This is a genomic window from Mesorhizobium sp. P2_D5 (assembly GCF_056404355.1).
Window position 1 is genome coordinate 348,601 of sequence record NZ_JBFUEE010000004.1, and the last position, 20,946, is coordinate 369,546.

Annotated in this window: 19 protein-coding genes; 7 read left to right on the forward strand and 12 right to left on the reverse strand. The window is 62.5% G+C overall.

Annotation, left to right across the window (positions count from 1 at the left end):
* Nucleotides 1–57 precede the first annotated feature (57 nt).
* The 6 genes from AC1DYW_RS19425 to urtA all read right to left on the reverse strand — a co-directional run bounded on the left by AC1DYW_RS19425 (nucleotide 58) and on the right by urtA (nucleotide 6,402).
* Nucleotides 58–234: a hypothetical protein gene (locus AC1DYW_RS19425; protein WP_111546440.1), complete on the reverse strand. Its 177-nt coding sequence runs from the start codon at nucleotides 232–234 to the stop codon at nucleotides 58–60.
* Between the two features lie 376 nt (nucleotides 235–610).
* Nucleotides 611–1,306, reverse strand: a complete 696-nt coding sequence (gene urtE, locus AC1DYW_RS19430; protein WP_095085070.1) for an urea ABC transporter ATP-binding subunit UrtE — start codon at nucleotides 1,304–1,306, stop codon at nucleotides 611–613.
* 69 nt (nucleotides 1,307–1,375) lie between these two features.
* The gene (gene urtD, locus AC1DYW_RS19435; RefSeq protein ID WP_457154078.1) at nucleotides 1,376–2,122 is read right to left on the reverse strand and encodes an urea ABC transporter ATP-binding protein UrtD; all 747 of its coding nucleotides are present in this window, start codon (nucleotides 2,120–2,122) and stop codon (nucleotides 1,376–1,378) included.
* 6 nt (nucleotides 2,123–2,128) lie between these two features.
* On the reverse strand, nucleotides 2,129–3,361 hold the full coding sequence (urtC, locus tag AC1DYW_RS19440; RefSeq protein WP_457154077.1) for an urea ABC transporter permease subunit UrtC: 1,233 nt from the start codon (nucleotides 3,359–3,361) through the stop codon (nucleotides 2,129–2,131).
* Entirely contained in the window at nucleotides 3,358–4,974 is a 1,617-nt protein-coding gene (gene urtB / locus AC1DYW_RS19445; protein WP_457154076.1) for an urea ABC transporter permease subunit UrtB, read from the reverse strand. The genes urtC and urtB overlap by 4 nt, the downstream gene beginning before the upstream one ends.
* 117 nt (nucleotides 4,975–5,091) lie before the next feature.
* Complete coding sequence (urtA, locus tag AC1DYW_RS19450; RefSeq protein ID WP_184874024.1) at nucleotides 5,092–6,402, reverse strand: urea ABC transporter substrate-binding protein; 1,311 nt, start codon at nucleotides 6,400–6,402, stop codon at nucleotides 5,092–5,094.
* Between the two features lie 300 nt (nucleotides 6,403–6,702).
* On the opposite strand from urtA, the gene AC1DYW_RS19455 reads away from it, so the two are divergent.
* Nucleotides 6,703–7,110, forward strand: a complete 408-nt coding sequence (locus AC1DYW_RS19455) for a hypothetical protein (protein ID WP_095085151.1) — start codon at nucleotides 6,703–6,705, stop codon at nucleotides 7,108–7,110.
* Nucleotides 7,111–7,231: 121 nt separating this feature from the next.
* Nucleotides 7,232–9,142, forward strand: a complete 1,911-nt coding sequence (locus tag AC1DYW_RS19460; RefSeq protein WP_477227314.1) for a PhoX family protein — start codon at nucleotides 7,232–7,234, stop codon at nucleotides 9,140–9,142.
* 109 nt (nucleotides 9,143–9,251) lie between these two features.
* On the opposite strand, the gene AC1DYW_RS19465 is transcribed toward AC1DYW_RS19460, so the two are convergent.
* The 3 genes from AC1DYW_RS19465 to AC1DYW_RS19475 all read right to left on the reverse strand — a co-directional run bounded on the left by AC1DYW_RS19465 (nucleotide 9,252) and on the right by AC1DYW_RS19475 (nucleotide 11,964).
* Complete coding sequence (locus AC1DYW_RS19465) at nucleotides 9,252–10,823, reverse strand: GMC family oxidoreductase (RefSeq protein ID WP_457150758.1); 1,572 nt, start codon at nucleotides 10,821–10,823, stop codon at nucleotides 9,252–9,254.
* A gap of 45 nt (nucleotides 10,824–10,868) precedes the next feature.
* Nucleotides 10,869–11,399: a Twin-arginine translocation pathway signal gene (locus AC1DYW_RS19470; RefSeq protein WP_095085076.1), complete on the reverse strand. Its 531-nt coding sequence runs from the start codon at nucleotides 11,397–11,399 to the stop codon at nucleotides 10,869–10,871.
* Nucleotides 11,400–11,568: 169 nt separating this feature from the next.
* On the reverse strand, nucleotides 11,569–11,964 hold the full coding sequence (locus tag AC1DYW_RS19475) for a VOC family protein (RefSeq protein ID WP_095085077.1): 396 nt from the start codon (nucleotides 11,962–11,964) through the stop codon (nucleotides 11,569–11,571).
* 230 nt (nucleotides 11,965–12,194) lie between these two features.
* On the opposite strand from AC1DYW_RS19475, the gene AC1DYW_RS19480 reads away from it, so the two are divergent.
* Complete coding sequence (locus AC1DYW_RS19480) at nucleotides 12,195–12,500, forward strand: ribbon-helix-helix domain-containing protein (RefSeq protein WP_457150773.1); 306 nt, start codon at nucleotides 12,195–12,197, stop codon at nucleotides 12,498–12,500.
* Here the strand turns inward: AC1DYW_RS19480 and AC1DYW_RS19485 are convergent.
* Both AC1DYW_RS19485 and cckA read right to left on the reverse strand, forming a co-directional pair.
* On the reverse strand, nucleotides 12,497–13,207 hold the full coding sequence (locus AC1DYW_RS19485; RefSeq protein WP_457150759.1) for a purine-nucleoside phosphorylase: 711 nt from the start codon (nucleotides 13,205–13,207) through the stop codon (nucleotides 12,497–12,499). The two genes, AC1DYW_RS19480 and AC1DYW_RS19485, sit on opposite strands and share 4 nt — an antisense overlap.
* A gap of 88 nt (nucleotides 13,208–13,295) precedes the next feature.
* Nucleotides 13,296–15,869, reverse strand: a complete 2,574-nt coding sequence (cckA, locus tag AC1DYW_RS19490; protein WP_457150760.1) for a cell cycle histidine kinase CckA — start codon at nucleotides 15,867–15,869, stop codon at nucleotides 13,296–13,298.
* 222 nt (nucleotides 15,870–16,091) lie between these two features.
* Here cckA and AC1DYW_RS19495 point away from each other — a divergent pair, with 222 nt between their 5' ends.
* Nucleotides 16,092–16,844: a hypothetical protein gene (locus AC1DYW_RS19495; protein WP_477227315.1), complete on the forward strand. Its 753-nt coding sequence runs from the start codon at nucleotides 16,092–16,094 to the stop codon at nucleotides 16,842–16,844.
* Nucleotides 16,845–16,976: 132 nt separating this feature from the next.
* On the opposite strand, the gene dksA is transcribed toward AC1DYW_RS19495, so the two are convergent.
* On the reverse strand, nucleotides 16,977–17,393 hold the full coding sequence (gene dksA / locus AC1DYW_RS19500) for an RNA polymerase-binding protein DksA (protein ID WP_095085082.1): 417 nt from the start codon (nucleotides 17,391–17,393) through the stop codon (nucleotides 16,977–16,979).
* A 340-nt stretch (nucleotides 17,394–17,733) separates the two neighbouring features.
* Between dksA and AC1DYW_RS19505 the strand changes: the two genes are divergently transcribed.
* The 3 genes from AC1DYW_RS19505 to AC1DYW_RS19515 all read left to right on the forward strand — a co-directional run bounded on the left by AC1DYW_RS19505 (nucleotide 17,734) and on the right by AC1DYW_RS19515 (nucleotide 20,873).
* Complete coding sequence (locus AC1DYW_RS19505) at nucleotides 17,734–18,237, forward strand: SixA phosphatase family protein (protein WP_095085083.1); 504 nt, start codon at nucleotides 17,734–17,736, stop codon at nucleotides 18,235–18,237.
* Between the two features lie 63 nt (nucleotides 18,238–18,300).
* A complete protein-coding gene (locus AC1DYW_RS19510; protein WP_477227316.1) occupies nucleotides 18,301–19,779 on the forward strand; it encodes a YcjX family GTP-binding protein in 1,479 nt (492 codons plus the stop codon).
* Nucleotides 19,776–20,873, forward strand: coding sequence for a YcjF family protein (locus AC1DYW_RS19515; RefSeq protein ID WP_457150763.1), 1,098 nt, complete (start codon nucleotides 19,776–19,778; stop codon nucleotides 20,871–20,873). The genes AC1DYW_RS19510 and AC1DYW_RS19515 overlap by 4 nt, the downstream gene beginning before the upstream one ends.
* Nucleotides 20,874–20,946 lie beyond the last annotated feature (73 nt).

A 20,946-nucleotide genomic window follows, 5' to 3' on the forward strand; every position in this document is an offset into this window, starting at 1 on the left:
CGTATCGTCGGGACAGCCTTGCCTGTTTCGGCAAGACGATCGTGAGTGAAGGCAGCCCTATGCCGCCATGACGATTTCGTTGAAAGCATCGAGATCGACATAGAAGACCTTGGTGATTTCCTCGATCAGTTCATCGCGATCGTACCCCTGGGACCTCAATATGTTGATCGCGGTGATGATATCGACGCGTTCGGTTAGCCGCCGCTTCTGATAGTCCTCGACGTAACGTTCCATGGCAGTCCCTTAGCCTGTGTGCCCAAACGCGTTGAACGACAATCAGATCGCAGGAGGGAAGCTAGGAATGCATGCTTGCGTGGAACTTGCCCGGCCATCGCCGCGCCCCTCGATCTGCGATAACACCAGACTGATACGGAAACGGCCGACTCACAAAAGCCAAGAAAAGACTAGCACGCAGCCGCCGCCGCGCCAGAGACACGGATGACTGGATCGAAGAAATATTGGACTTGCGAAAGACTTCGGACCGTCACCTGAAGTCCATTGCCGATTCTAGTGCATGTCCCCTAAAAGTGCGCAGCGGTTTTGGGACAACGACATGGACAAAACCACAGATCTAAAGCGCGTCGTTTGAATCCGTCTGGATGCGACGCGCTTAGACGGTCAGGAATTTGCGGACATCCGCCCTGTCGAGATCTTCCGCCGGGCCGGTGTGGACGATCAGGCCGCGGTCCATGATGTTGACCTCGTCGGCAAGCTCGCGGCAGAAATCGAGATATTGTTCGACCAAAAGCACGGCGATGCCCGCCTGGTCGCGCAGATAGCGGATGGCGCGGCCGATATCCTTGATGATCGACGGCTGGATGCCTTCCGTCGGTTCGTCGAGCACCAGCAGCTTCGGCCGCATCACCAGCGCCCTGCCGATGGCCAACTGCTGCTGCTGGCCACCGGAAAGGTCGCCGCCACGGCGACCCAGCATCTGCTTCAGCACCGGGAACAACTCGAAGACATGGGCGGGCACGTTGCGGTCGCCACGCTTCAGCGGCGCAAAGCCCGATTCCAGGTTTTCCCGCACCGTGAGCAGCGGAAAGATCTCCCTGCCCTGCGGTACGAATGCGATGCCCGACCGGGCGCGGTCATACGCCGCGCTCCGGTCGAGCGCCTTCCCCTCGAAGGCAACGCTTCCGCTCGTCAGCCGATGGTGGCCGACGATCGATCTCATCAAACTGGTCTTGCCGACGCCGTTGCGGCCGAGCACGCAGGTGATCTTGCCGGCGCCGGCCTTCAGCGACACGCCACGCAGCGCCTGGGCGGCGCCGTAGTGCAGCGTGGCATCGGAAACTTCGAGCATGTCAGCGCCTTCTCCAGAACCGCAGGAAGGACAGATCGAAGCGATGGAATTGTACCCGCCAGACCATGCTCATCTCCCCAAATAGACTTCGACGACGCGCTCGTCGGCAGACACGAAATCGAGCGTGCCCTCGGACAGCACCGAGCCTTCGTGCAGGCAGGTGACCTTGACGCCCAACTCGCGCACGAAATGCATGTCGTGCTCGACGACGATGACCGAATGGTCGCGCGCGATCTCCTTGAGCAGTCGCGCGGTTTCCTCGGTCTCTGCATCGGTCATGCCGGCGACTGGCTCGTCGACCAGCAGCAGCTTCGGGTCCTGCGCGAGCAGCATGCCGATCTCCAGCCACTGCTTTTGTCCATGGCTCAAATTTGCAGCCAATTGATCGCGTTTGTCACCAAGTCGGATAATGCCGAGAATGTCGTCGATCTGCCGCGCTTCGGCGGCCGAGCGTCGATGGAACAGCGCCGGGAAGATCGAGCGCGGCCCCTTCAACGCCAACATCAGATTTTCTTCGATCGTGTGGCTTTCGAAGACCGTCGGCTTCTGGAACTTGCGGCCGATGCCCATCATGGCGATCTCGGCTTCATCATGCCTGGTCAGGTCGATCTGGCCGTCGAAGAAAACCTCTCCCTCGTCGGGCCGCGTCTTGCCGGTGACAATGTCCATCATCGTCGTCTTGCCGGCCCCGTTGGGGCCGATGATGGCGCGCATCTCGCCCTTGTCGAGCACCAGCGACAAATTGTTGATGGCGCGGAAGCCGTCGAAGGAAACCGAGACGCCGTCGAGATAGAGGATCGTGTGCGACTTGCTCATGATCGCTCACTCCGCCGGCTGTGGTTCGGGGCTGGATGAGGACCAGTCGCCAGGCCTTGTCGCCGCGCTGCGAACGATCTTCTGCGGCGGCGGGACGACGGGGTCGATGCCGGCCTCCTCGGCCAGCGAGGCCGCCCGCAGCGCTTTGGCGTTGCCGCGCCAGGAATCCCACATGCCGACGATGCCTTTGGGCAGCAAAAGCGTGACTGCGACAAACAGGCCGCCGAGCGCAAACAGCCAGAATTCCGGCAACACGCCGGTGAACCAGGATTTGCCGGCATTGACCAGCAGCGCGCCGATGATCGGCCCGACAATGGTGCCGCGCCCGCCGACGGCCGCCCAGATCACCACCTCGATCGAATTGGACGGTTCGAACTCGCCGGGATTGATGATGCCGACTTGCGGCACATAGAGCGCGCCGGCAATGCCGGCCATGACCGCCGAGACGGTGAAGGCGAACAGCTTCACATTCTCCGCCCGCCAGCCGAGGAAGCGGGTGCGGCTCTCGGCGTCGCGCACGGCCATCAGGAGCTTGCCGTATTTGGAACCGACGATCGCCCAGGTGACGAAGACGGCGAACGCCAGCGTCACCGCGCTGGCGGCGAACAGTGCCGAACGCGTCTCGTCGGCCTGCACGTTGAAGCCGAGAATATCCTTGAAATCGGTCAGGCCGTTGTTGCCGCCGAAACCCATATCGTTGCGGAAGAACGCGAGCAGCAGCGCATAGGTCATCGCCTGGGTGATGATGGAGAGGTAGACGCCTGTGACACGGCTGCGGAAGGCGAACCAGCCGAAGACGAAAGCGAGCAGGCCGGGCACCGCAAGCACCATGAGGCCGGCGAACCAGAAATGGTCGAAACCAGTCCAGAACCAGGGCAGTTCCTTGTAGTTCAGGAACACCATGAAGTCCGGCAGGATGGGATTGCCATAGACGCCCCGCGCGCCGATCTGGCGCATCAGATACATGCCCATCGCATAGCCGCCGAGCGCGAAGAAGGCGCCGTGGCCGAGCGAAAGGATGCCGCAATAGCCCCAGACAAGGTCGAGCGCCAAGGCGAGCAGCGCATAGCAGAGATATTTGCCGGTCAGCGCCACGATGTAGGACGGCACGTAGAAGGCGCTGGTCGGCGACACAGCCAGGTTGAGCAGCGGCACGATGATCGCCACCGCCAGCAGGATGAGAATCGTGATGGCGATGCGGCGGTCCGCACCCGCGGCGAAGAAGCGTCCGGTGATCATGCTTCCACCGCCCTGCCCTTGAGCGCGAACAGGCCGCGCGGGCGCTTCTGGATGAACAGGATGATCAGCACCAGCACGACGATCTTGCCGAGCACGGCGCCGGCATAGGGCTCGAGGAACTTGTTGACGATGCCGAGCGAGAAGGCGCCGACCAGCGTGCCCCATAGATTACCGACACCGCCGAAGACGACGACCATGAAGCTGTCGATGATGTAGCCGCGGCCGAGATTGGGCGAGACATTGTCGATCTGGCTAAGCGCAACACCGGCGATGCCGGCAATGCCGGAACCCAGCGCGAAGGTCAGCGCATCGACCCATGGCGTCCTGATGCCCATCGAGGCGGCCATGCGCCGGTTGGCGGTGACGGCGCGCATCTGCAGCCCCCAGGGAGTGCGCTTCATCACATAGAGCAGCACGGCAAAGACGGAGAGCGCGAAGACCAGGATCCAGAGGCGGTTCCAGGTGATCGCGAGCTGGCCGACATTGAACGAGCCCGACATCCAGGAGGGATTGCCGACTTCCTGGTTGGTCGGCCCGAAGATGCTGCGCACGGCTTGCTGCAGGATCAGCGACACGCCCCATGTCGCCAGCAATGTCTCCAGCGGCCGCCCGTAGAGAAAGCGGATAACGCCACGCTCTATGGCCAGGCCGACAAGCGCCGCGACGAGGAAGGCGAGCGGCAGCGCGATGACCAGCGACCAGTCGAACAGGCCGGGAAAGGATGTGCGGATCACCTGCTGGACGACAAAGGTCGTGTAGGCGCCGAGCATGACCATCTCGCCATGCGCCATGTTGATGACGCCCATGACGCCGAAGGTGATGGCAAGCCCGATTGCCGCCAGCAGCAGCACCGAGCCCAGGGAAATCCCGTACCAGATGTTCTGGCCGGCATCCCAGAAGGCCAGCGTCGAATTGATGTCGGCGATTGCGGCCGTCGCCGCCTCCTTGACCGCACCCGAGGCGGTCGCCTCGACCGAGGTGAGCAGCGAAACCGCATCGCGGTCGCCCCGTGCGCCGATCAGCGCGATGGCGGCGAGCTTGTCGGCATCCGGCCGGTCAGAAACCAGGACAGATGCGGCACGGGCCTGTTCGAGCAGGGCCTTGACGCTGGCCACCGTCTCGCTGGCGATCGCGGTGTCCAGCGGCCCAATGTTTGCGGCATCGGGTGTCTTGAACATGGTGTCGGCAGCGGCGATGCGCACGGCCGGATCCTTGGCGCCGAGCGTCAGCGTGCCCAGCGCATCGCGGATGACGCGGCGCAGTGTGTTGTTGACCTTGATCTTGGTGATGTCGTCCTTGGCGGCATCCGCCGACTTCTCGCCGCTCAGCGGATCGAACAGCTCAACGCTGTCGCCGGCTTCCTTGCCGACGAAGACCAGCGAATCCGCCTTGCGGATATAGAGGTTACCGTCGGCAAGTGCCGCAAGCGGTCGTTCGACAGCCGGATCACCTGTGGCCGCCAGGTCGTGGACGACGGTGCCTGTCTCGGAAAAGCCCTTGGCCGTCGCGAATTTGGCGATGATTCCACGCAGATCGGCTTCGCCAGCACCCGACGACGACAGCGTCGCCAGCAGGAACAAAAGCGTCAGGCCAATCGCGCGCAACAGGTTCATCGGCTTCAGGCGACCCTTGAATGTTGAATTGGGCGTCCGGACGGCGGAGGAAACCGTCCGGACGCTGGCGGTCTGAGGTCATGGACCTGCGGTCCTGACCTGGTCAGCCCGGGAGGATCAGTTTGTGCCCTTGCCGCCGCACTTGCCGGTGGCGACATTGAAGTTGCCGCAGGACAGAGGCGCGCGCCAATCGGAGATTAGGTCCTTGGAGTCAGGCAGGTAGTCGGACCATTCATCGCCCATCACCAGGCCCGGCGTACGCGAAACCGTCTCGAACTGGCCGTCGGCCTGGATTTCACCGATCAGCACCGGCTTGGTGATGTGGTGGTTCGGCATCATGGTCGAATAGCCGCCGGTCAGGTTGGGCACGGAAACGCCGATCATGGCGTCGATGACCTTGTCCGGATCGGTGGTGCCGGCCTTCTCGACCGCCTTCACCCACATGTTGAAGCCGATATAGTGGGCTTCCATCGGGTCGTTGGTGGTGCGCTTGTCGTTCTTGATGAACTTGTGCCAGTCGGCGATGAACTTCTTGTTCTCAGGCGTATCGACGCTTTCAAAGTAATTCCAAGCGGCGAGATGGCCAACCAACGGCGCCGTGTCGAGACCGGCAAGCTCTTCTTCGCCGACCGAGAAGGCCATGACCGGAATATCCTCGGCCTTGATGCCTTGGTTGCCGAGTTCCTTGTAGAACGGCACATTGGCGTCGCCGTTGACGGTCGAGACGACGGCGGTCTTCTTGCCGGCCGAACCAAACTTCTTGATTGCTGAAACTTCGGTCTGCCAGTCGGAGAAGCCGAACGGCGTGTAGTTGACCATGATGTCTTCCGCCGCGACGCCCTTGGCCTTCAGATAGGCCTCGAGGATCTTGTTGGTTGTGCGCGGATAAACGTAGTCGGTGCCTTCAAGCACCCAGCGCTTCACCGAACCGCCATCCTCGCTCATCAAATAGTCGACGGCCGGAATGGCCTGCTGGTTCGGCGCCGCACCCGTGTAGAACACGTTGCGCTCGCTTTCCTCGCCCTCATACTGGACGGGATAGAACAGGATGTTGTCGAGCTCGCTGAACACCGGCAGCACTGATTTGCGCGACACCGAGGTCCAGCAGCCGAACACCGCGGCGACCTTGTCCTTGGAGATCAGCTCGCGCGCCTTTTCGGCGAACAGCGGCCAGTTGGAGGCCGGATCGACGACCACAGCTTCGAGCTTCTTGCCAAGCAGGCCACCTTTGGCGTTCTGCTCATCGATGAGCATCAGCATGGCGTCCTTGAGCGTCGTCTCAGAGATCGCCATGGTCCCGGACAGTGAATGGAGAATGCCGACCTTGATCGTGTCGTCGGCCGCCCTGGCAGGCGCGGACATCAACAGGCCGGCGGCAACGACGCTCGCCGAAAACATTTTTGTTATTGTCGAGAAATTACCCCTCATGCCTAACACTCCCAAGCTGGTTGATTGCACCGCAACAATGCAATGCAACCCCCGTGCCAATCGCTCAGGAGATGCCGAATAATGGGTGATAGTTAAACATTATCAGGCGCTTGGTATATTAGCTTTATGAAAACAAAGAAGACCGGTTAAAAATTGATTGAGAGAAATTTGCGCAGCGCACAAGGCGCCTGCCTAATTTTCGCCCAAATTGGCAATGTGCCTAGTTTTTGGCCTTCGCCGGCGGATGTTGCGGCTCGGCGCAGAAATAGGGCAAGCTCGCCCCATCAAACGAGCGACGTCATGGCATCCGGCATTTCACGCATTTTTATCGGCATATTGCTTCTGGCGGCAGCGACCGGCACTGCCCGAGCCGACTTCAGCGACGGTAAGATGCCCGACGGCATCTACCACTGCGAAGTGTACCTGCTTGGCATGTTCCTCGACCTCGGTGACATCACCATCAAGGGCAACGTCTACAGCGGCCCAGTCACCTTCGGGACCGCCCAGCAGGGCTACAATTACCAGATGGATGCAAACGGTGTGATCTCCTGGCTGGGACCGCTCGGCGGATATACGGCTGGCGGCAACTCGCTGTCGCTGACCCAGGCCACGCTCGACGGTCAAAGTGCGCCCTCCTTCGACATCATCATGAGACAGCCCGACGGCGCCTTCACCGCCTCGACCTGCACCAAAGGAAGCGGCCAGTAAGTTATTCCCTGGCAATGGCCGCCGCCTCGGCGGGCCTGCCTCTCTCTCATGTCATCTGGATGTTGCCGAAACTGGATAGGCAGCGGTGCGCCGTCACCATCCACCTTGAGAGGCAGACACAATGGCCAATTCACCGTCTTCATCCTCCCCTGTCATTCGCGACGTCATAGCCGAGCGCGTCTCGCGCCGTACTCTCCTGAAAGGCAGCCTCGCATCTGGTGCTTTGATTGCCGGCGGCAGCTTCGTCGGTTCGTTGTTTGCCGGAGAAACACATGCCGCGGCGCTTTCCACACTTGGCTTTCCCGAGTTGAAGCGCGTCTACGACAAGACCCACGCCGCCGCCGAAGGCTATGAGACCACGATCGTGGCACGCTGGGGCGACCCGCTCGTCGCGGGTCTGCCGGATTTCGACGGCAACAAGGTCGCTGCCGACGAGCAAGAGAAGCGCTTTGGTTACAACTGTGACTACATCGCCTTCCTGCCGCTGCCAAAAGGCACGGTCAATTCCGACCACGGCCTGCTCTGCGTCAACAACGAATACATCTCGCCCAATGTCATGTTTCCCGGCATGACCGAGGATGACGCCGGCAAGACGATGAGCAAGGAACAGGTCGATCTCGGCATGGCCGCCATGGGGCACTCGATCGTCGAAGTGCTGTTGAAGGATGGTAAGTGGTCGTTGGTCGAGGACAGCCCGCTCAACCGCCGCATCACCGCCAACACCGAAATGACCGTTTCCGGTCCGGTTGCCGGCCATGCCTTGATGCAGACCTCGGCCGATGCTACCGGCAAGAAGGTGCTCGGCACCAGTTACAATTGCAGCGGCGGCTTCACTCCGTGGGGCACCGTGCTGACCTGCGAGGAAGGTGTTTCCGACCTGTTCGGCGGCGATCCGAAGAAGGCGCCGAGCGCGGAAATCCTCGATCGTTATGGCTTCGACGGTTCCGACATCTATGGCCGTGGCCGCTTCCACGACCGCTTCAATCTCGACAACGAACCGAACGAGGCCAACCGTTTCGACTGGGTGGTCGAGATCGATCCCTATGATCCCCAGTCCAAGCCGGTGAAGCGCACGGCACTTGGCCGCATGTCGCATGAGGCGTCCACCGTCGTCCTCAACAAGGACGGCCGCGTCGTCGTCTACATGGGCGACGACGATTATTTCGAATACATGTACCGCTTCGTCTCGAACAAGGCTTACGATCCGGCCAAACCGGCCTCCGGCAACGACCTGCTGGACGATGGCGTGCTTTCGGTCGCGCGCTACGACGCCGACGGCTCCATGACCTGGCTGCCGCTGGTTCACGGCCAAGGCAAGCTTACGGCTGAAAACGGCTTTGCCGATCAGGCCGAAGTGCTGCTGAAAACACGGCTGGCGGCGGACGCGCTGGGTGCCACGCCGATGGACCGCCCCGAGGACATTGAGACCAGTCCTGTGACCGGCCGCGTCTATGCGGTGATGACCAAGAACAAGAAGCGCGACCAGTCGAAGGTCAATCCGGCCAACACGCGTCCGGAAAACCTCTGGGGCCACATCGTCGAACTGATCCCGCCAGGCGGCCGCGGCGTGGACGCCGACCATACCGCCGACAAATATGCCTGGGATCTGTTCGTGCTGTGCGGCAACCCGAAGGACGCCGCGGTCGGCGCCACCTTCCATCCGGAAACATCGGACAATGGCTGGTTCGTCTGCCCCGACAACATCACCTTCGATCCGGCCGGCCGGCTCTGGGTGGCGACCGACGGTGCCAATGATTTCGACCTGCCGGACGGCGTCTACGGCGTCGACACCGAAGGCCCGGCGCGTGGCCTGCCGAAGCTGCTGTTCACTTGCCCGCATGGCGCCGAAGCGACCGGCCCTTGCTTTACCCCCGACGGCACGACCTTGTTCCTGTCGGTCCAGCACCCGGCCGAGGACGCCGAGACGCTCGACAAAGTGCAGACACTGTGGCCCGACTTCAAGGACGGCCAGTTGCCCCGCCCGTCCGTGGTCGCCATCCGCCGCAAGGACGGGCAGCCGGTCGGCGCCTAATCAGTCTGGTCACACAAAAAGGCGGAACGCGCGTTGCGCGTTCCGCCTTGCGGCCCGGGAGGACACTGAAATTGGCACCGCCCCGGTTACGGGGCGATGTCTTGCCGGCTCAGATCGTCTTGGCCGACATCTGCGCGGCGATGTAATCGGCCTGGCGGATCGCCAGCGACACGATCGTCAAGGTCGGGTTTTCGGCGGCACCCGTCGTGAACTGGCTGCCGTCCGACACGAACAGGTTCTTGATGTCGTGCGTCTGGCCATGCTTGTTGACGACGCCGTCTGCCGCCTTCTCGCTCATCCGGTTGGTGCCGAGATTGTGGGTCGACGGATAGGGCGGCGTCGGGAAGGTGCGCGTGGCGCCGACCGCGGCATAAAGCGCCGAGGCCTGCTTGTAGGCATGGTTGCGCATCGCGGTATCGTTCGGGTGATCGTCGAAATGCACGTCGGCGATCGGCATGCCGTGCTCGTCCTTCATGTCGGCATGCAGCGTGATGCGGTTCTCCGCGCGTGGCATGTCCTCGCCGACGATCCACAGCCCGGCCATGTGGTCGTAGTGGTCGAGCGCCGTGGTGAACGAGCGGCCCCAGGCCCCTGGATCGAGGAAGGCCGCCATGAACGGCAGGCCGAGCGACAGCGTCTCGAACTCGTAGCCGCCGACGAAGCCGCGTGACGGATCATGGCGCGCCTCGTCGCGGATGATGCCGGCCATGGTGGTGCCGCGATACATGTGCACCGGTTTGTCGAAGATGGCATAGACCGAGCCCGTGGTGTGGCGCATGTAGTTCTTGCCCACCTGCCCCGATGAGTTGGCAAGGCCGTCGGGGAATTTGCCCGACGACGAATTGAGCAGCAGCCGCGGGCTTTCGATTGAGTTGCCGGCGACTGCGACGATACGGGCTTTCTGCTCTTGCAGCTTGCCATCCTTGTCGGCGTAGACCACGCCGGTCACCTTGCCCGAGGCGTCATGGTTGATCTTGATCGCCATGGCGTTCGGCCTGACCTCGAGATGGCCTGTTGCCTCGCCCTTGGGGATCTCGGTGTAGAGCGTCGACCATTTGGCGCCCCATTTGCAGCCCTGGAAGCAAAATCCGGTTTGCTGGCAGGACAAGCGGTCGTCGCGCTCGACCGAGTTGATGGCCATGTTGCCGGTGTGGCATTCCTTATAGCCAAGCTTGTCGGCGCCAGCCTTCAACACCTTGAAATTGTTGTTGCCCGGCAATCTCGGCCAGTCATTGGTCCCGGTGACGCCCATCTTGGCTTCGGCCTTGGCATAGTAGGGCTCCATCTCGGCCAACGTGATCGGCCAGTCGAGCAGGGTGGCACCTTCCACTTTGCCATACGTCGACAGCGTCTTGAACTCATGCTCCTGGAAACGCAGCGACGCTCCGGCCCAGTGGGTCGTCGAACCCCCGACCGACTTGACGATCCAGGCCGGCAGGTTCGGAAAATCCTTGGCCACACGCCAGTCACCGGAGGTGGTGCGCTTGTCCTTCCAGGCGAGCTGGGTGAACGAATCCCACTCGTCGTTGACAAACTCCTCATATTCGTGGCGCGCGCCGGCCTCCAGGATGACGACGTCGACACCCTTCTGGGCAAGTTCGTTCCCGAGCGTACCGCCGCCGGCGCCCGAGCCGATGATGACGACCACGCCGTCGTTGTTCAGGTCAAATGCTGTTGCCATGGTTTCCTCCCATGATTTCTGTTTGCGGGTTCAAAACGACGGGGCTCAGAGCCACTCGATGTCGTTGAAACCGCGCGCGATGTAGCCGCCCTTGGAAAAGGACTCGCCCTCGTAGCCGAAGATCGGCCAGACCTCTTTCTGGTTGTAGAGGCTGACGACGAGGCCGCCACGGATGGCCTGGAAGAACGGCGTCGCCTCGATCTGCTTCAGCACCGCGACGCGCTGCTCCTCCCAGCCAAGGCCCCGGTAGCCTCCGTCCCCAGACTTCTTGTCAAGGTCGGCGATACCGTCTTCGATCATCGTCTTGTAGGCGGCGTCCTTGCCGGCCTGCTCGTCATGGCCTTTCACGGCGATGGCGTAATATTTGTCGGGAACCTGATCATGCGGATAGATGTCGCGCGCCATCTGGATCAGCGTCGCCATGGTTTCGGGCTTGAGCGCGGATGTCTCGAGCCCCCAGGCATGTTCGGGGCTGATGACCGCGCTGCCGGAAATGACGAGCAGCGCACCAATGCCACCGCGTTTGAGAAGCTCACGACGTGAAAGTCCAGGCTTCCCGTCATAGATCGTGACCATAATATTCCTCCCTGCTTGCTATTTGCGCCCCTTGAAGCGCGCCACAATCGACGTGCTTCAAGACCTTGTTTGTGCATCTCGTTGTCCCAAAACCGCTGCGCACTTTTGGGCGAAATGCTTGAGCGCGCCGTTGCTGGCGCCGCACGCGCCGGTGCGGCCGCATTGTCTCCTATTGGAAGCGGCCTCCTCGTTGCAGAACCTCGATCTTGTAGCCGTCCGGATCCTCGATGAAAAAGAAGCGGGCGATCGGCGAACCGTCATGGTTGAACTCGACGATCTTCTTCGGGTTGAGGCCGAGCGCGCCGAGGCGATCATGTTCGCTGTCGAGGTCGGCGATCGAGACCGCGAGGTGGCCGTAACCATCGCCGAGCACGTAGGGCTCGACCCTACCCTTGTTCACTGTCAGTTCGAGCTCGAACCCGGTTTCGGCGTTGCTGAGGTAAATGAGCGTGAACGTCTCGAAGTCCAGCCTGTCGGCAACATCGAGCCCGAAGGCATTCCTGTAGAAATCGACGGATCGGGCCTCGTCGAGAACCCGGATCATGGAATGAATTGCTTTGGCCAAATCAGTCTCCGCCCTTGTGTGGAGCCAATTATGGGCAGAGCGGGGAAAAGGTGGTGGCAGCCGGTTACCACGCCCAAAACCGTGAACTGGCGACGCGCTTTAGGGGACAGGGACGAAAGTCCGATTGCCGTTCCGGCAATTTTGCCAGAGAATGCGCACGGGGACAGGTCGAGCAGTATCAGACCGTACGCCTGCCCGCCCAAGACCAACAAGCATGGGAGGTTTGTCGGATGTGCAGGGTATTTGCGGGCCAGGACCCCGAAGGCTATCGCCAGATCAATCGGTCGATTCGCATTGACGGCCACTCCACCAGCATCCAGCTTGAGGCGACCTTCTGGGCGTTGCTCGATGAAATCGCCGAAAACCAAGGCCTGACGACGCCGAAATTCATCTCCAAGCTTTACGACGAAGCCATCGAGATCAACGGCGCCATTCCAAACTTTGCCTCCATGCTGCGCACCACCTGCGCGCTCTATTTGCGCGGCCATCGGCCAGGCATGGATGAACAGGCGATGCCGAAGCGGCAAGCTGCCTAGCTGTCGACCGCGACAGCAAGAGCCAGCCGGCTCATATCGCTGAACAGCTCCTGGCGCTCGGAGTAGTCGGTCAGTTCATCGGTCTCGATGTTGTCGACCACCGTGCACATCGACAGTGCCCGAGCCCCGAAATGGGCCGCGATGCGATAAAGCGCGCTGGTTTCCATATCCACGGCCAGAGCACCGGCTGCCTGCGCATCGGCAAAGCGGCCGCGTCCTTCAGGATGATAGAAGATGTCGCTGCAAACCGTCAGGCCGGCACAATGGTCGATGCCAAGTTCGGCTGCCTTGGTCAGCGCGCAGCTGAGAAGTGCTGGATCCGGACCGGCGACAGCCTTGTAGAGGCCGAAAACCTGGCCGCTTTGAGCGCTTTCCGCCTGTGCCGATTGCGAGATGACCAGGCTGCGCAGCTTGGCCTTGGCCGTCAGGCTGCCGCAGGTGCCCGTGCGGATCAACGTCCGAGCGCCATAATAGTCAAGTAATTCATGCACATAGATCAGAAACGACGAGACGCCGATGCCGGTCGCTTGAATGCTGATGGGTCTGCCGCGAAACAGTCCGGTAAAGCCAAGGGCGCCGCGTCGGCGATTGATGCAGCGCGGCGCTTCCAGAAAAGTTTGCGCCATCCATTCGGCGCGCTGCGGGTCACCCGGCAACAACACCGTGTCGGCGTAGGCACCCTTGTCTGCTTCGTTGTGTGGCGTCAACCGCTGCTCCCCCAAGCCCGCCTGCCGTTTCAGCCCTCAATCATGGCGTTGTCACGGCGTCTTGCAAGGAAAAGAACATCAGGAGATTCTAATTCTCCAGCACATCCTTGACGATCGTCGCCAGTTGCTTGAGCGAAAACGGCTTTGGCAGGAAGCCGAAATGCGCGTCCGCCGGCAGGTTTCTGGCGAATGCATCCTCGGCATAGCCGGACACGAAGACGAATTTGATGTCCGGCTGGCGCTTGCGCAGTTCACCGAGCAACGTCGGCCCATCCATTTCAGGCATCACCACGTCCGAAACGACGATGTCGACCTTGCCGCCCAGCGCCTCGAACACTTCCAGCGCCTCGACGCCCGAGGAGGCCTCGTGCACGGTATAGCCGCGTGACACCAGCGCCCGCATCCCGCCCATGCGCACGGCGTCCTCGTCCTCGACGAGCAGCACCGTGGCCGAGCCGGACAGATCCTTGGCCGCATCGGCAACCTTCACCGGTGCCGCCGGCAGATCGTCGGGCTGGCCTGCTTTTTTCGCTTCCGCTATATGACGCGGCAGGAAAATGCGGAAAGTCGAGCCCTTGCCGACCTCGGAATCGCAGAAGATGAAGCCGCCGGTCTGCTTGATGATGCCGTAGACCATCGACAGGCCAAGCCCGGTGCCCTTGCCGACCTCCTTGGTGGTGAAGAAGGGCTCGAAAATCTTCTTCAGCACGTCGGGCGCGATGCCGCTGCCGGTATCCTCGACCTCGACCACGACATAGTCGGCCGGGGTGAGTTCACGGTAGGAGAAGGCCTTGCATTCCTCGGCGGTCACATTGCGCGTGCGCACGGTGAGATCGCCGCCGGCCGGCATGGCGTCGCGCGCGTTGACCGCAAGGTTGACCACCACCTGTTCGAACTGCCCGATATCCACCTTGACCGGCCACAGGTCGCGGCCATGGTCGACCTTCAGCTTGATGTCGTTGCCGACAAGGCGGGCCAGCAGCATCCTGAGATCGGCCAGCACGTCGGTCAGGTTGAGCACTTCCGGCCGCAGCGTCTGCTTGCGCGAGAAGGCAAGCAATTGCCGCACCAGCGAGGCCGCCCGGTTGGCATTCTGCTTGATGTTCATGATGTCGGGGAAGGACGGGTCCGACGGACGGTGGTTGGTCAACAAAAGGTCGGACGCCATGATGATGGCGGTCAGCACATTGTTGAAGTCGTGCGCGATACCGCCGGCAAGCTGGCCGACCGCCTGCATCTTCTGGCTTTGCGCCATCTGCCCTTCAAGCGCCTTCTGCTCCGTCGTCTCGACGGCGTAGACGATCGCCGACTCCTCAGCCCCCTCGCCGCCGGTGCCGTCGGCGACCGCGTTGACGTAGAAACGGATGTGCCGGTCGTCGTTGCCGGGCAGCAAGGTATCGATCGGCTCGATGTCGGCCTGCCGCTGCTGCGCCTTTTCGAAAGCCGCGGCGAAGGCCGGCCGGTCGCGCTCATGGATCACCGTGTCGAGCCGCACGCGGCGATCGACCGCGTCCCGGTCGACGACGGACGAAAACAGCGACAGGAACGGCGCATTGGTGCGCAGGATGCGCCCGCTGTGGTCGACGCCGGCGATCGCCATCGGTGTCGAGTTGAAGAAGCGGGTGAAGCGCACTTCCGAAGCACGCAGGTCGGCCGAGGCGTCCTCGCCCTGCGTGCGGTTCAGCACGATCGTGCGCGTCGGCCCGTTGAGGCCTTCGCGGCTGGCCGAAACGCGGTGCATGAAGCGCACCGGCAGCGCCTCGCCCGTCATCGTCGTCAGGTCGAGATCGATGACCGCGTTGCGTGTCGTTCCGGGGTCGGCCTTGACCGAGCGGACCAGCGCCATGCCGTCTCCGGCCACGATCTCCGGCAGGGTGACGGAGCCGGGCGTGAAACTGGTAAGGTCGATGCCCAGCCATTCGGCAAGCGTGGCGTTGATGTAGGTGACACGGCCGTCCTGGTCGGCTGAAAAGAAGCCGGCTGGCGCATGGTCGAGGTGATCGATCGCCTTCTGCAGGTCGAGGAAGAAACGCTCCTGCTCGGCCCGCTCTTGCGAGATGTCGGCAAGCTGCCAGGCCAGCATCGGCAGCCGCTGGCCCGGAACTCTGAAGGCGCGGGCACGCGCCCGATACCAGCGGGCGCCGGGCTCGGCGCCCGGCCGAATGGACTGCGCGAGACGAAACTCGCCGTCGCCCGACTGTCCGTCGCGCAGGCCGGACGCCAGCCGATAGATCGTCACCGAGGCTTCGGGGACATCCGAGAGCAACCCCTCGACCGTCTTCAGGTCGGCCGCCGACGTCGCTCCGGTCATGTCGGCATAGGCCCGATTGGCGTAGACGACGCGGCCCTTGGTGTCGGTGACGAGAAGGCCCTGCGACATAGAATCAACGAATGCCTTCGAGAGTTCGTCACCGGTCGAGCGTGGCGTGATCTGCACGAAGCCGATCGCCGTGGCGAACAGGAAGCCGACGCCGATCATCGCCAGCACACCGAGCATACCGAGCAGGAAAGGGTCGCCGAGGCGCTCGCGGAAAAGGCCGAAGACAATAGCGGCCCCGGTCAGAACGACGATGAAAATGATGAGCCGGGTAACCGCGCCCGGTCGCGTATTCTGGTCGACGATCGGTACCGGATAGAAATCGCCGCGCGCTTCCTTGGCCATGTGCCCCCTGCTCGTGAATCCGGTGTTCCGACACCCGCCCTTGACCGGTTGAATCATATTCTCCTGGTCCGGAAAAGGCCTGGGCGGCAAATGTCGGATAAAAATGATATCTTCCGGCCTTCGGAGTTTTCAAGCTGTTCATCAAGAGCGGAAACGCATTGCGGTAGCCCGCCGCAACGGTCTAGTGTCGCATCACCTCCTCAGGGCAATCAGGGAAAACCAATGCAATGGCTGGATAGCGTGGCGGGCCCCGGTTATGCCGCAGCACTGTTGTGGACTTTTGCAGCGCTTGTCCTGCTGGTCATCGTTCTCGTTATCATCAAGCTTGTGCGCAACCTGACGTTCGGAACCTTCGTTGCCGGCGGCAGGAACCGCAAGACGCGGCTGGCCGTCATGGACGCCACCGCCGTCGACAGCCATCGCCGGCTGGTGCTGATACGCCGCGATGATATCGAACATCTGCTGCTGATCGGCGGTCCGACCGACGTTGTCGTCGAACGTGACATCCGGCTTTCGGCGCCACGCCGTCCGGCGCTGACCGGAGATGGCGGCTTGCAGCCGGTGCCGGCCGCCGCGGCCCCAGCGGCGAAACCGCGTGCACCTCAATCCGCTCCTCTGCCGCCGGCCAGGCAAGCACCTGCTCCGCAGCCGGTGAATGCGGCGGCGCCCGCACGCCCGCGCCAGGCAGCGCCAGCACCGGTGCCTGCACCAGCACCGCTACCGAAGCCACAGCCGACCAATGTCACACCGCTGCCCGCCTATGGATCCGCGAACGCCAATGCCGTCAGGCAGGCGCCACCGCCGCCAACGCCAACGCAGGACAGCATCGACGATAAGCTGATGAAGGAACTCGAAGTGTCGCTCGACCAGCCGCGTTCGAGCAGCCCGGTGAGCAAACCGGCGGCGAAGGCGCCGCAGTCGCTCGACGACGAAATGACGAAGCTTCTGGGCGAACTCTCCAGCCAGAAGAGATGATCAGAATCTGACCTGCGCAGCCGGCCGGGGAATTGGGCCGGGCGGGCGCGCCAACAAAAATGGCCGGAAAACCGGCCATTCTTATATCAACATCGCCGCAAACCGTCATGAGCACAGCCCATGGGCTATGCGTCAGTCGTCGCGATAGACCTTTTCGCGGCGCTCATGCCGCTCCTGCGCTTCGATCGACAACGTTGCGATCGGACGCGCATCAAGCCGCTTCAACGCGATCGGCTCGCCGGTCTCCTCGCAATAGCCGTAGGTGCCTTCGTCGATGCGCTGCAGGGCCGAATCGATCTTTGCGATGAGCTTTCGCTGGCGGTCGCGGGCCCTGAGCTCGATAGCGCGGTCGGTTTCCGAAGAGGCGCGGTCGGCGAGATCGGGGTGGTTGGCGTTTTCCTGTTGCAGGATTTCGAGAGTTTCGCGCGCTTCGCGCAATATGTCATTCTTCCAGGTGACGAGCTTTTGGCGGAAGTAGGATTTCTGCCGTTCATTCATGAACGGCTCGTCTTCGGAGGGTATGTAATCGGCGGTAACGATGTCGTTCATTCGACTCACCCAAACTGCCCCAATTTTGGCGCCTATATATTCGCGGTCCGACGCCTGCACAAGCGCAATCGGCCGCTGTCTCACGCAATTGTTAATGTTCGGTGGCGGGCGCCTTTGCAGCAGCGAATGGTCGTTTCGATACCAAACTACGCTTCGACACTTTGGATCCCGTGCAACATGCTTTTCGAAGACCGGCATGATCTTCGCGCCGAAGCACAAGCGCCCTTTGCGGCACCGCACATCGATGATTCGCTGTGTTTGAAGAACACGGGCCATTGTGCGCAGCGGCTTTCTCGTGGCTAATCCAGGAAGTTCGGCATTCGGCGTCAGCGGAGGTTGGGTGGGCACGCTTTATCTGTTGCGACATGCCAAGGCCGGCTGGGCACTGCCCGGCATGCGCGATTTCGACCGCCCGCTCGACGCATCCGGCCGCGCCGATGCCGAAATGATGGGCGCCGCCATGCGGTCCCGCTGCTATGTTCCGGACCTGACCATCTGCTCCAACGCCAAACGCGCCAAGGAGACGCTGGAAGGCCTGGCCGGTCAGACCGACACCGGACGGGTCCTGTTCTTCGACACGCTCTACAGCGAAGACGCCGCCGGTTACCTCCGCCTCATCCGCGACAATGGCGGATCGGGTTCGTTGCTGGTCATCGGCCACAATCCGATGACGGAGGATCTCGCCATGGCGGTTTCGGGCAGCGGCGACGAGACGGCGCGGGCCACGCTCAACCACGGTTTCCCGACCACGGGCCTGGCGGTCGTCCGCTTCGACGGCGACCTGGCAAAAGCCGCCCAGGGCGCCGGCCATCTCGAAGCGTTCCTGACGCCGGCCGATCTCTGACGCCATTTCAAAGCCGGGTTCCACAGCCTATATCGGGCGGACCGAAGCCCGAGAGATCATATTTTGGTATCATCGCTGACCACTTTCACCGACGAGGCGAGGATTGCCCTCGACACGCTGTCGGGCCGCGCCACCGGGCTTTTCTCTCCATCGCTGCGATTGGGTGTCACGGGCCTCTCTCGAGCCGGCAAGACGGTGTTCATATCGGCCTTTGTCCACAATCTGATGCATGGCGGGCGCCTGCCGCTGTTCGAGGCCCAGAAATCCGGGCGCATCGCCCGTGCCTTCCTCGAACAGCAGCCTGACGACGCCGTGCCGCGCTTCCAGTACGAGGATCACATCGCCGCACTGGTCAACGATCGCGCCTGGCCCGATTCGACGCGCGCCATTTCCGAATTGCGGCTGACCATCGAATATGAATCAGCCTCCGGCTGGAACCGCATGTTTGCCTCCGGCAAACTGTCGGTCGATATCGTCGACTATCCCGGCGAATGGCTGCTCGACCTGCCGCTGCTTGGCAAATCCTTCGCCGATTTTTCCGGCGAAGCCTTCGAAATGGCCGTTTTGCCGGTGCGCGAGGACCTGTCGCAGGCCTGGCGGGCGTTGTCGGCGGAGATCGACCCGAACGCCGATGCCGACGAGATGACGGCGCGCCGCCTGGCCGAAAGCTTCGCCGCCTATCTGAAGGCGTGCAAGCTCGACGAGCGGGCGCTTTCGACCTTGCCGCCCGGCCGCTTCCTGATGCCTGGCGATCTCGAAGGCTCGCCCGCACTGACCTTCGCGCCCCTGCCTAGGCTGGGCGACAGGCGCGCACGCCCAGGGTCGCTGCACGCCATGATGGACAGGCGTTACGAGGCCTACAAGACGCATGTCGTCAAACCGTTCTTCCGCGAACACATCACGCGCCTCGATCGTCAGATCGTGCTGATCGATGCCATGCAGGCCCTGAACGCTGGCCCCGGCGCCATGGCCGACCTCGAGCGCGCGGTGACCGAGATCCTCAGTTGTTTCCGTCCCGGCCGAGGCAGCTTCCTCACCGACCTGTTTTCACGGCGCATCGACCGCATCCTGGTTGCCGCGACCAAGGCCGACCATCTGCACCACGAAAGCCATGACCGCTTGCAGGCGATCGTGCGGCGGCTTGCCGACCGTGCCGTGGCCCGCGCGAATTTCACCGGCGCCGATGTCGATGTCGTCGCCATGGCGGCGGTGCGCGCGACGCGCGAAGGCACTGTCAAGCAGGGCCGGGAGACACTTCCCGTCATCATCGGCACGCCGATCGCCGGGGAGAAGATCAACGGCGAAACTTTTGACGGCAAAACGGAAACTGCCATATTTCCCGGTGATTTACCGGAGAACATTGATGCGGTGTTCGATGCTTCGGGGCCCGATCACAAGCAGGATACCGGGGATCCGGCAATCCGCTTCGTCCGTTTCCGTCCCCCAAAGCTCGAGCGCACCGCCGAAGGTGTCACGCTGTCGCTGCCGCATATCCGGCTCGACCGTGCCTTGCAGTTCCTGATTGGAGATCATCTGGCATGACCGCGCCCCGCAAGCCGGCCGCATTCCGTATCGAGCCGGAAGCCGAATCGAAACAAGAGGCGCCTGAGGCACGCCGTGCCCAGGTCCAGGTTGACTCCGAGCGGAAGCCCCGTGCAATGAAGACCGATGTCGCGATGGTCATCCCGGCGGAAGTCGATGTCTTCGACGAGCCTGACATCGTTGCCGCCGAACCGCCGCCGGCGATCGCCCCCAGAAAGCGGTCGCTGCTCGGCAGCATCTTCTTCGGCGCCTTTGGTGTGCTGGTTTCGCTGGCTGTCGGCCTGTGGACCGATCAGCTCATACGTGACCTCTTTGCGCGTGCCGAATGGCTGGGCTGGCTGGCCGCCGGCATGGCGGCCATTGCCGTGCTGGCGCTTCTGGTCATCCTGATCCGCGAGTTCCTGGCCATCGCCCGCCTCGCCGAGGTCGAAAAGCTGCAGAAGCGAGCGCTCGATGCGATTGCACGCGACGATCCCAAGGCGGCACGATCGGTGGTCGACGAGCTGTCGGCCTTCGTCGCGGCCAAGCCCGAGACCGCGGCCGGCCGCCGCGCGCTGGCCGAACTGCGCGGCGAAATCATCGATGGCGGCAATCTGGTGCGGTTGGCCGAAGCCGAAATTCTCGGCCCCCTCGATGCCAGGGCCAAGGTGATGATTCTCGAGGCGGCCAAACGCGTCTCGCTGGTGACGGCGGTCAGCCCGCGCGCGCTGGTCGATGTCGCCTATGTCGTGTTCGAGGCCGGACGCCTCATTCGCCGCCTGTCGGAGCTTTATGGTGGGCGGCCGGGAACGCTCGGCTTCTTCCGCCTCGCGCGCAGCGTGCTGGCGCATCTGGCGGTCACCGGTTCGATCGCCGTCGGCGACAGTTTCGTCCAGCAGATCGTCGGCCACGGCCTGGCGGCGCGCCTTTCGGCCAAGCTCGGCGAGGGCGTCGTCAATGGCATGATGACGGCGCGCATCGGCATCGCGGCGATGGAGACCACGCGTCCCCTACCCTTCAGCGCCGCGAAGCGTCCGGGACTGGGCGATTTCCTCTCGGCGCTGACATCGTTTGCAACCAGGAAAGATGCCGAAACAACCCCATCCGGCAAGTGAACCGGGCTGCAGCTTTTGGACCTTCGGAATTGTTACCGGACTGCTTTCCAGTGGTCCCGTAGTGACGAAGCAT

Coding starts and splice junctions, on each gene's coding strand:
- AC1DYW_RS19425 (WP_111546440.1), bottom strand. CDS start 234: ATGGAACGTTACGTCGAGGACTATCAGAAGCGGCGGCTAACCGAACGC.
- urtE (WP_095085070.1), bottom strand. CDS start 1,306: ATGCTCGAAGTTTCCGATGCCACGCTGCACTACGGCGCCGCCCAGGCG.
- urtD (WP_457154078.1), bottom strand. CDS start 2,122: ATGAGCAAGTCGCACACGATCCTCTATCTCGACGGCGTCTCGGTTTCC.
- urtC (WP_457154077.1), bottom strand. CDS start 3,361: ATGATCACCGGACGCTTCTTCGCCGCGGGTGCGGACCGCCGCATCGCC.
- urtB (WP_457154076.1), bottom strand. CDS start 4,974: ATGAACCTGTTGCGCGCGATTGGCCTGACGCTTTTGTTCCTGCTGGCG.
- urtA (WP_184874024.1), bottom strand. CDS start 6,402: ATGAGGGGTAATTTCTCGACAATAACAAAAATGTTTTCGGCGAGCGTC.
- AC1DYW_RS19455 (WP_095085151.1), top strand. CDS start 6,703: ATGGCATCCGGCATTTCACGCATTTTTATCGGCATATTGCTTCTGGCG.
- AC1DYW_RS19460 (WP_477227314.1), top strand. CDS start 7,232: ATGGCCAATTCACCGTCTTCATCCTCCCCTGTCATTCGCGACGTCATA.
- AC1DYW_RS19465 (WP_457150758.1), bottom strand. CDS start 10,823: ATGGCAACAGCATTTGACCTGAACAACGACGGCGTGGTCGTCATCATC.
- AC1DYW_RS19470 (WP_095085076.1), bottom strand. CDS start 11,399: ATGGTCACGATCTATGACGGGAAGCCTGGACTTTCACGTCGTGAGCTT.
- AC1DYW_RS19480 (WP_457150773.1), top strand. CDS start 12,195: ATGTGCAGGGTATTTGCGGGCCAGGACCCCGAAGGCTATCGCCAGATC.
- cckA (WP_457150760.1), bottom strand. CDS start 15,869: ATGGCCAAGGAAGCGCGCGGCGATTTCTATCCGGTACCGATCGTCGAC.
- AC1DYW_RS19495 (WP_477227315.1), top strand. CDS start 16,092: ATGCAATGGCTGGATAGCGTGGCGGGCCCCGGTTATGCCGCAGCACTG.
- dksA (WP_095085082.1), bottom strand. CDS start 17,393: ATGAACGACATCGTTACCGCCGATTACATACCCTCCGAAGACGAGCCG.
- AC1DYW_RS19515 (WP_457150763.1), top strand. CDS start 19,776: ATGACCGCGCCCCGCAAGCCGGCCGCATTCCGTATCGAGCCGGAAGCC.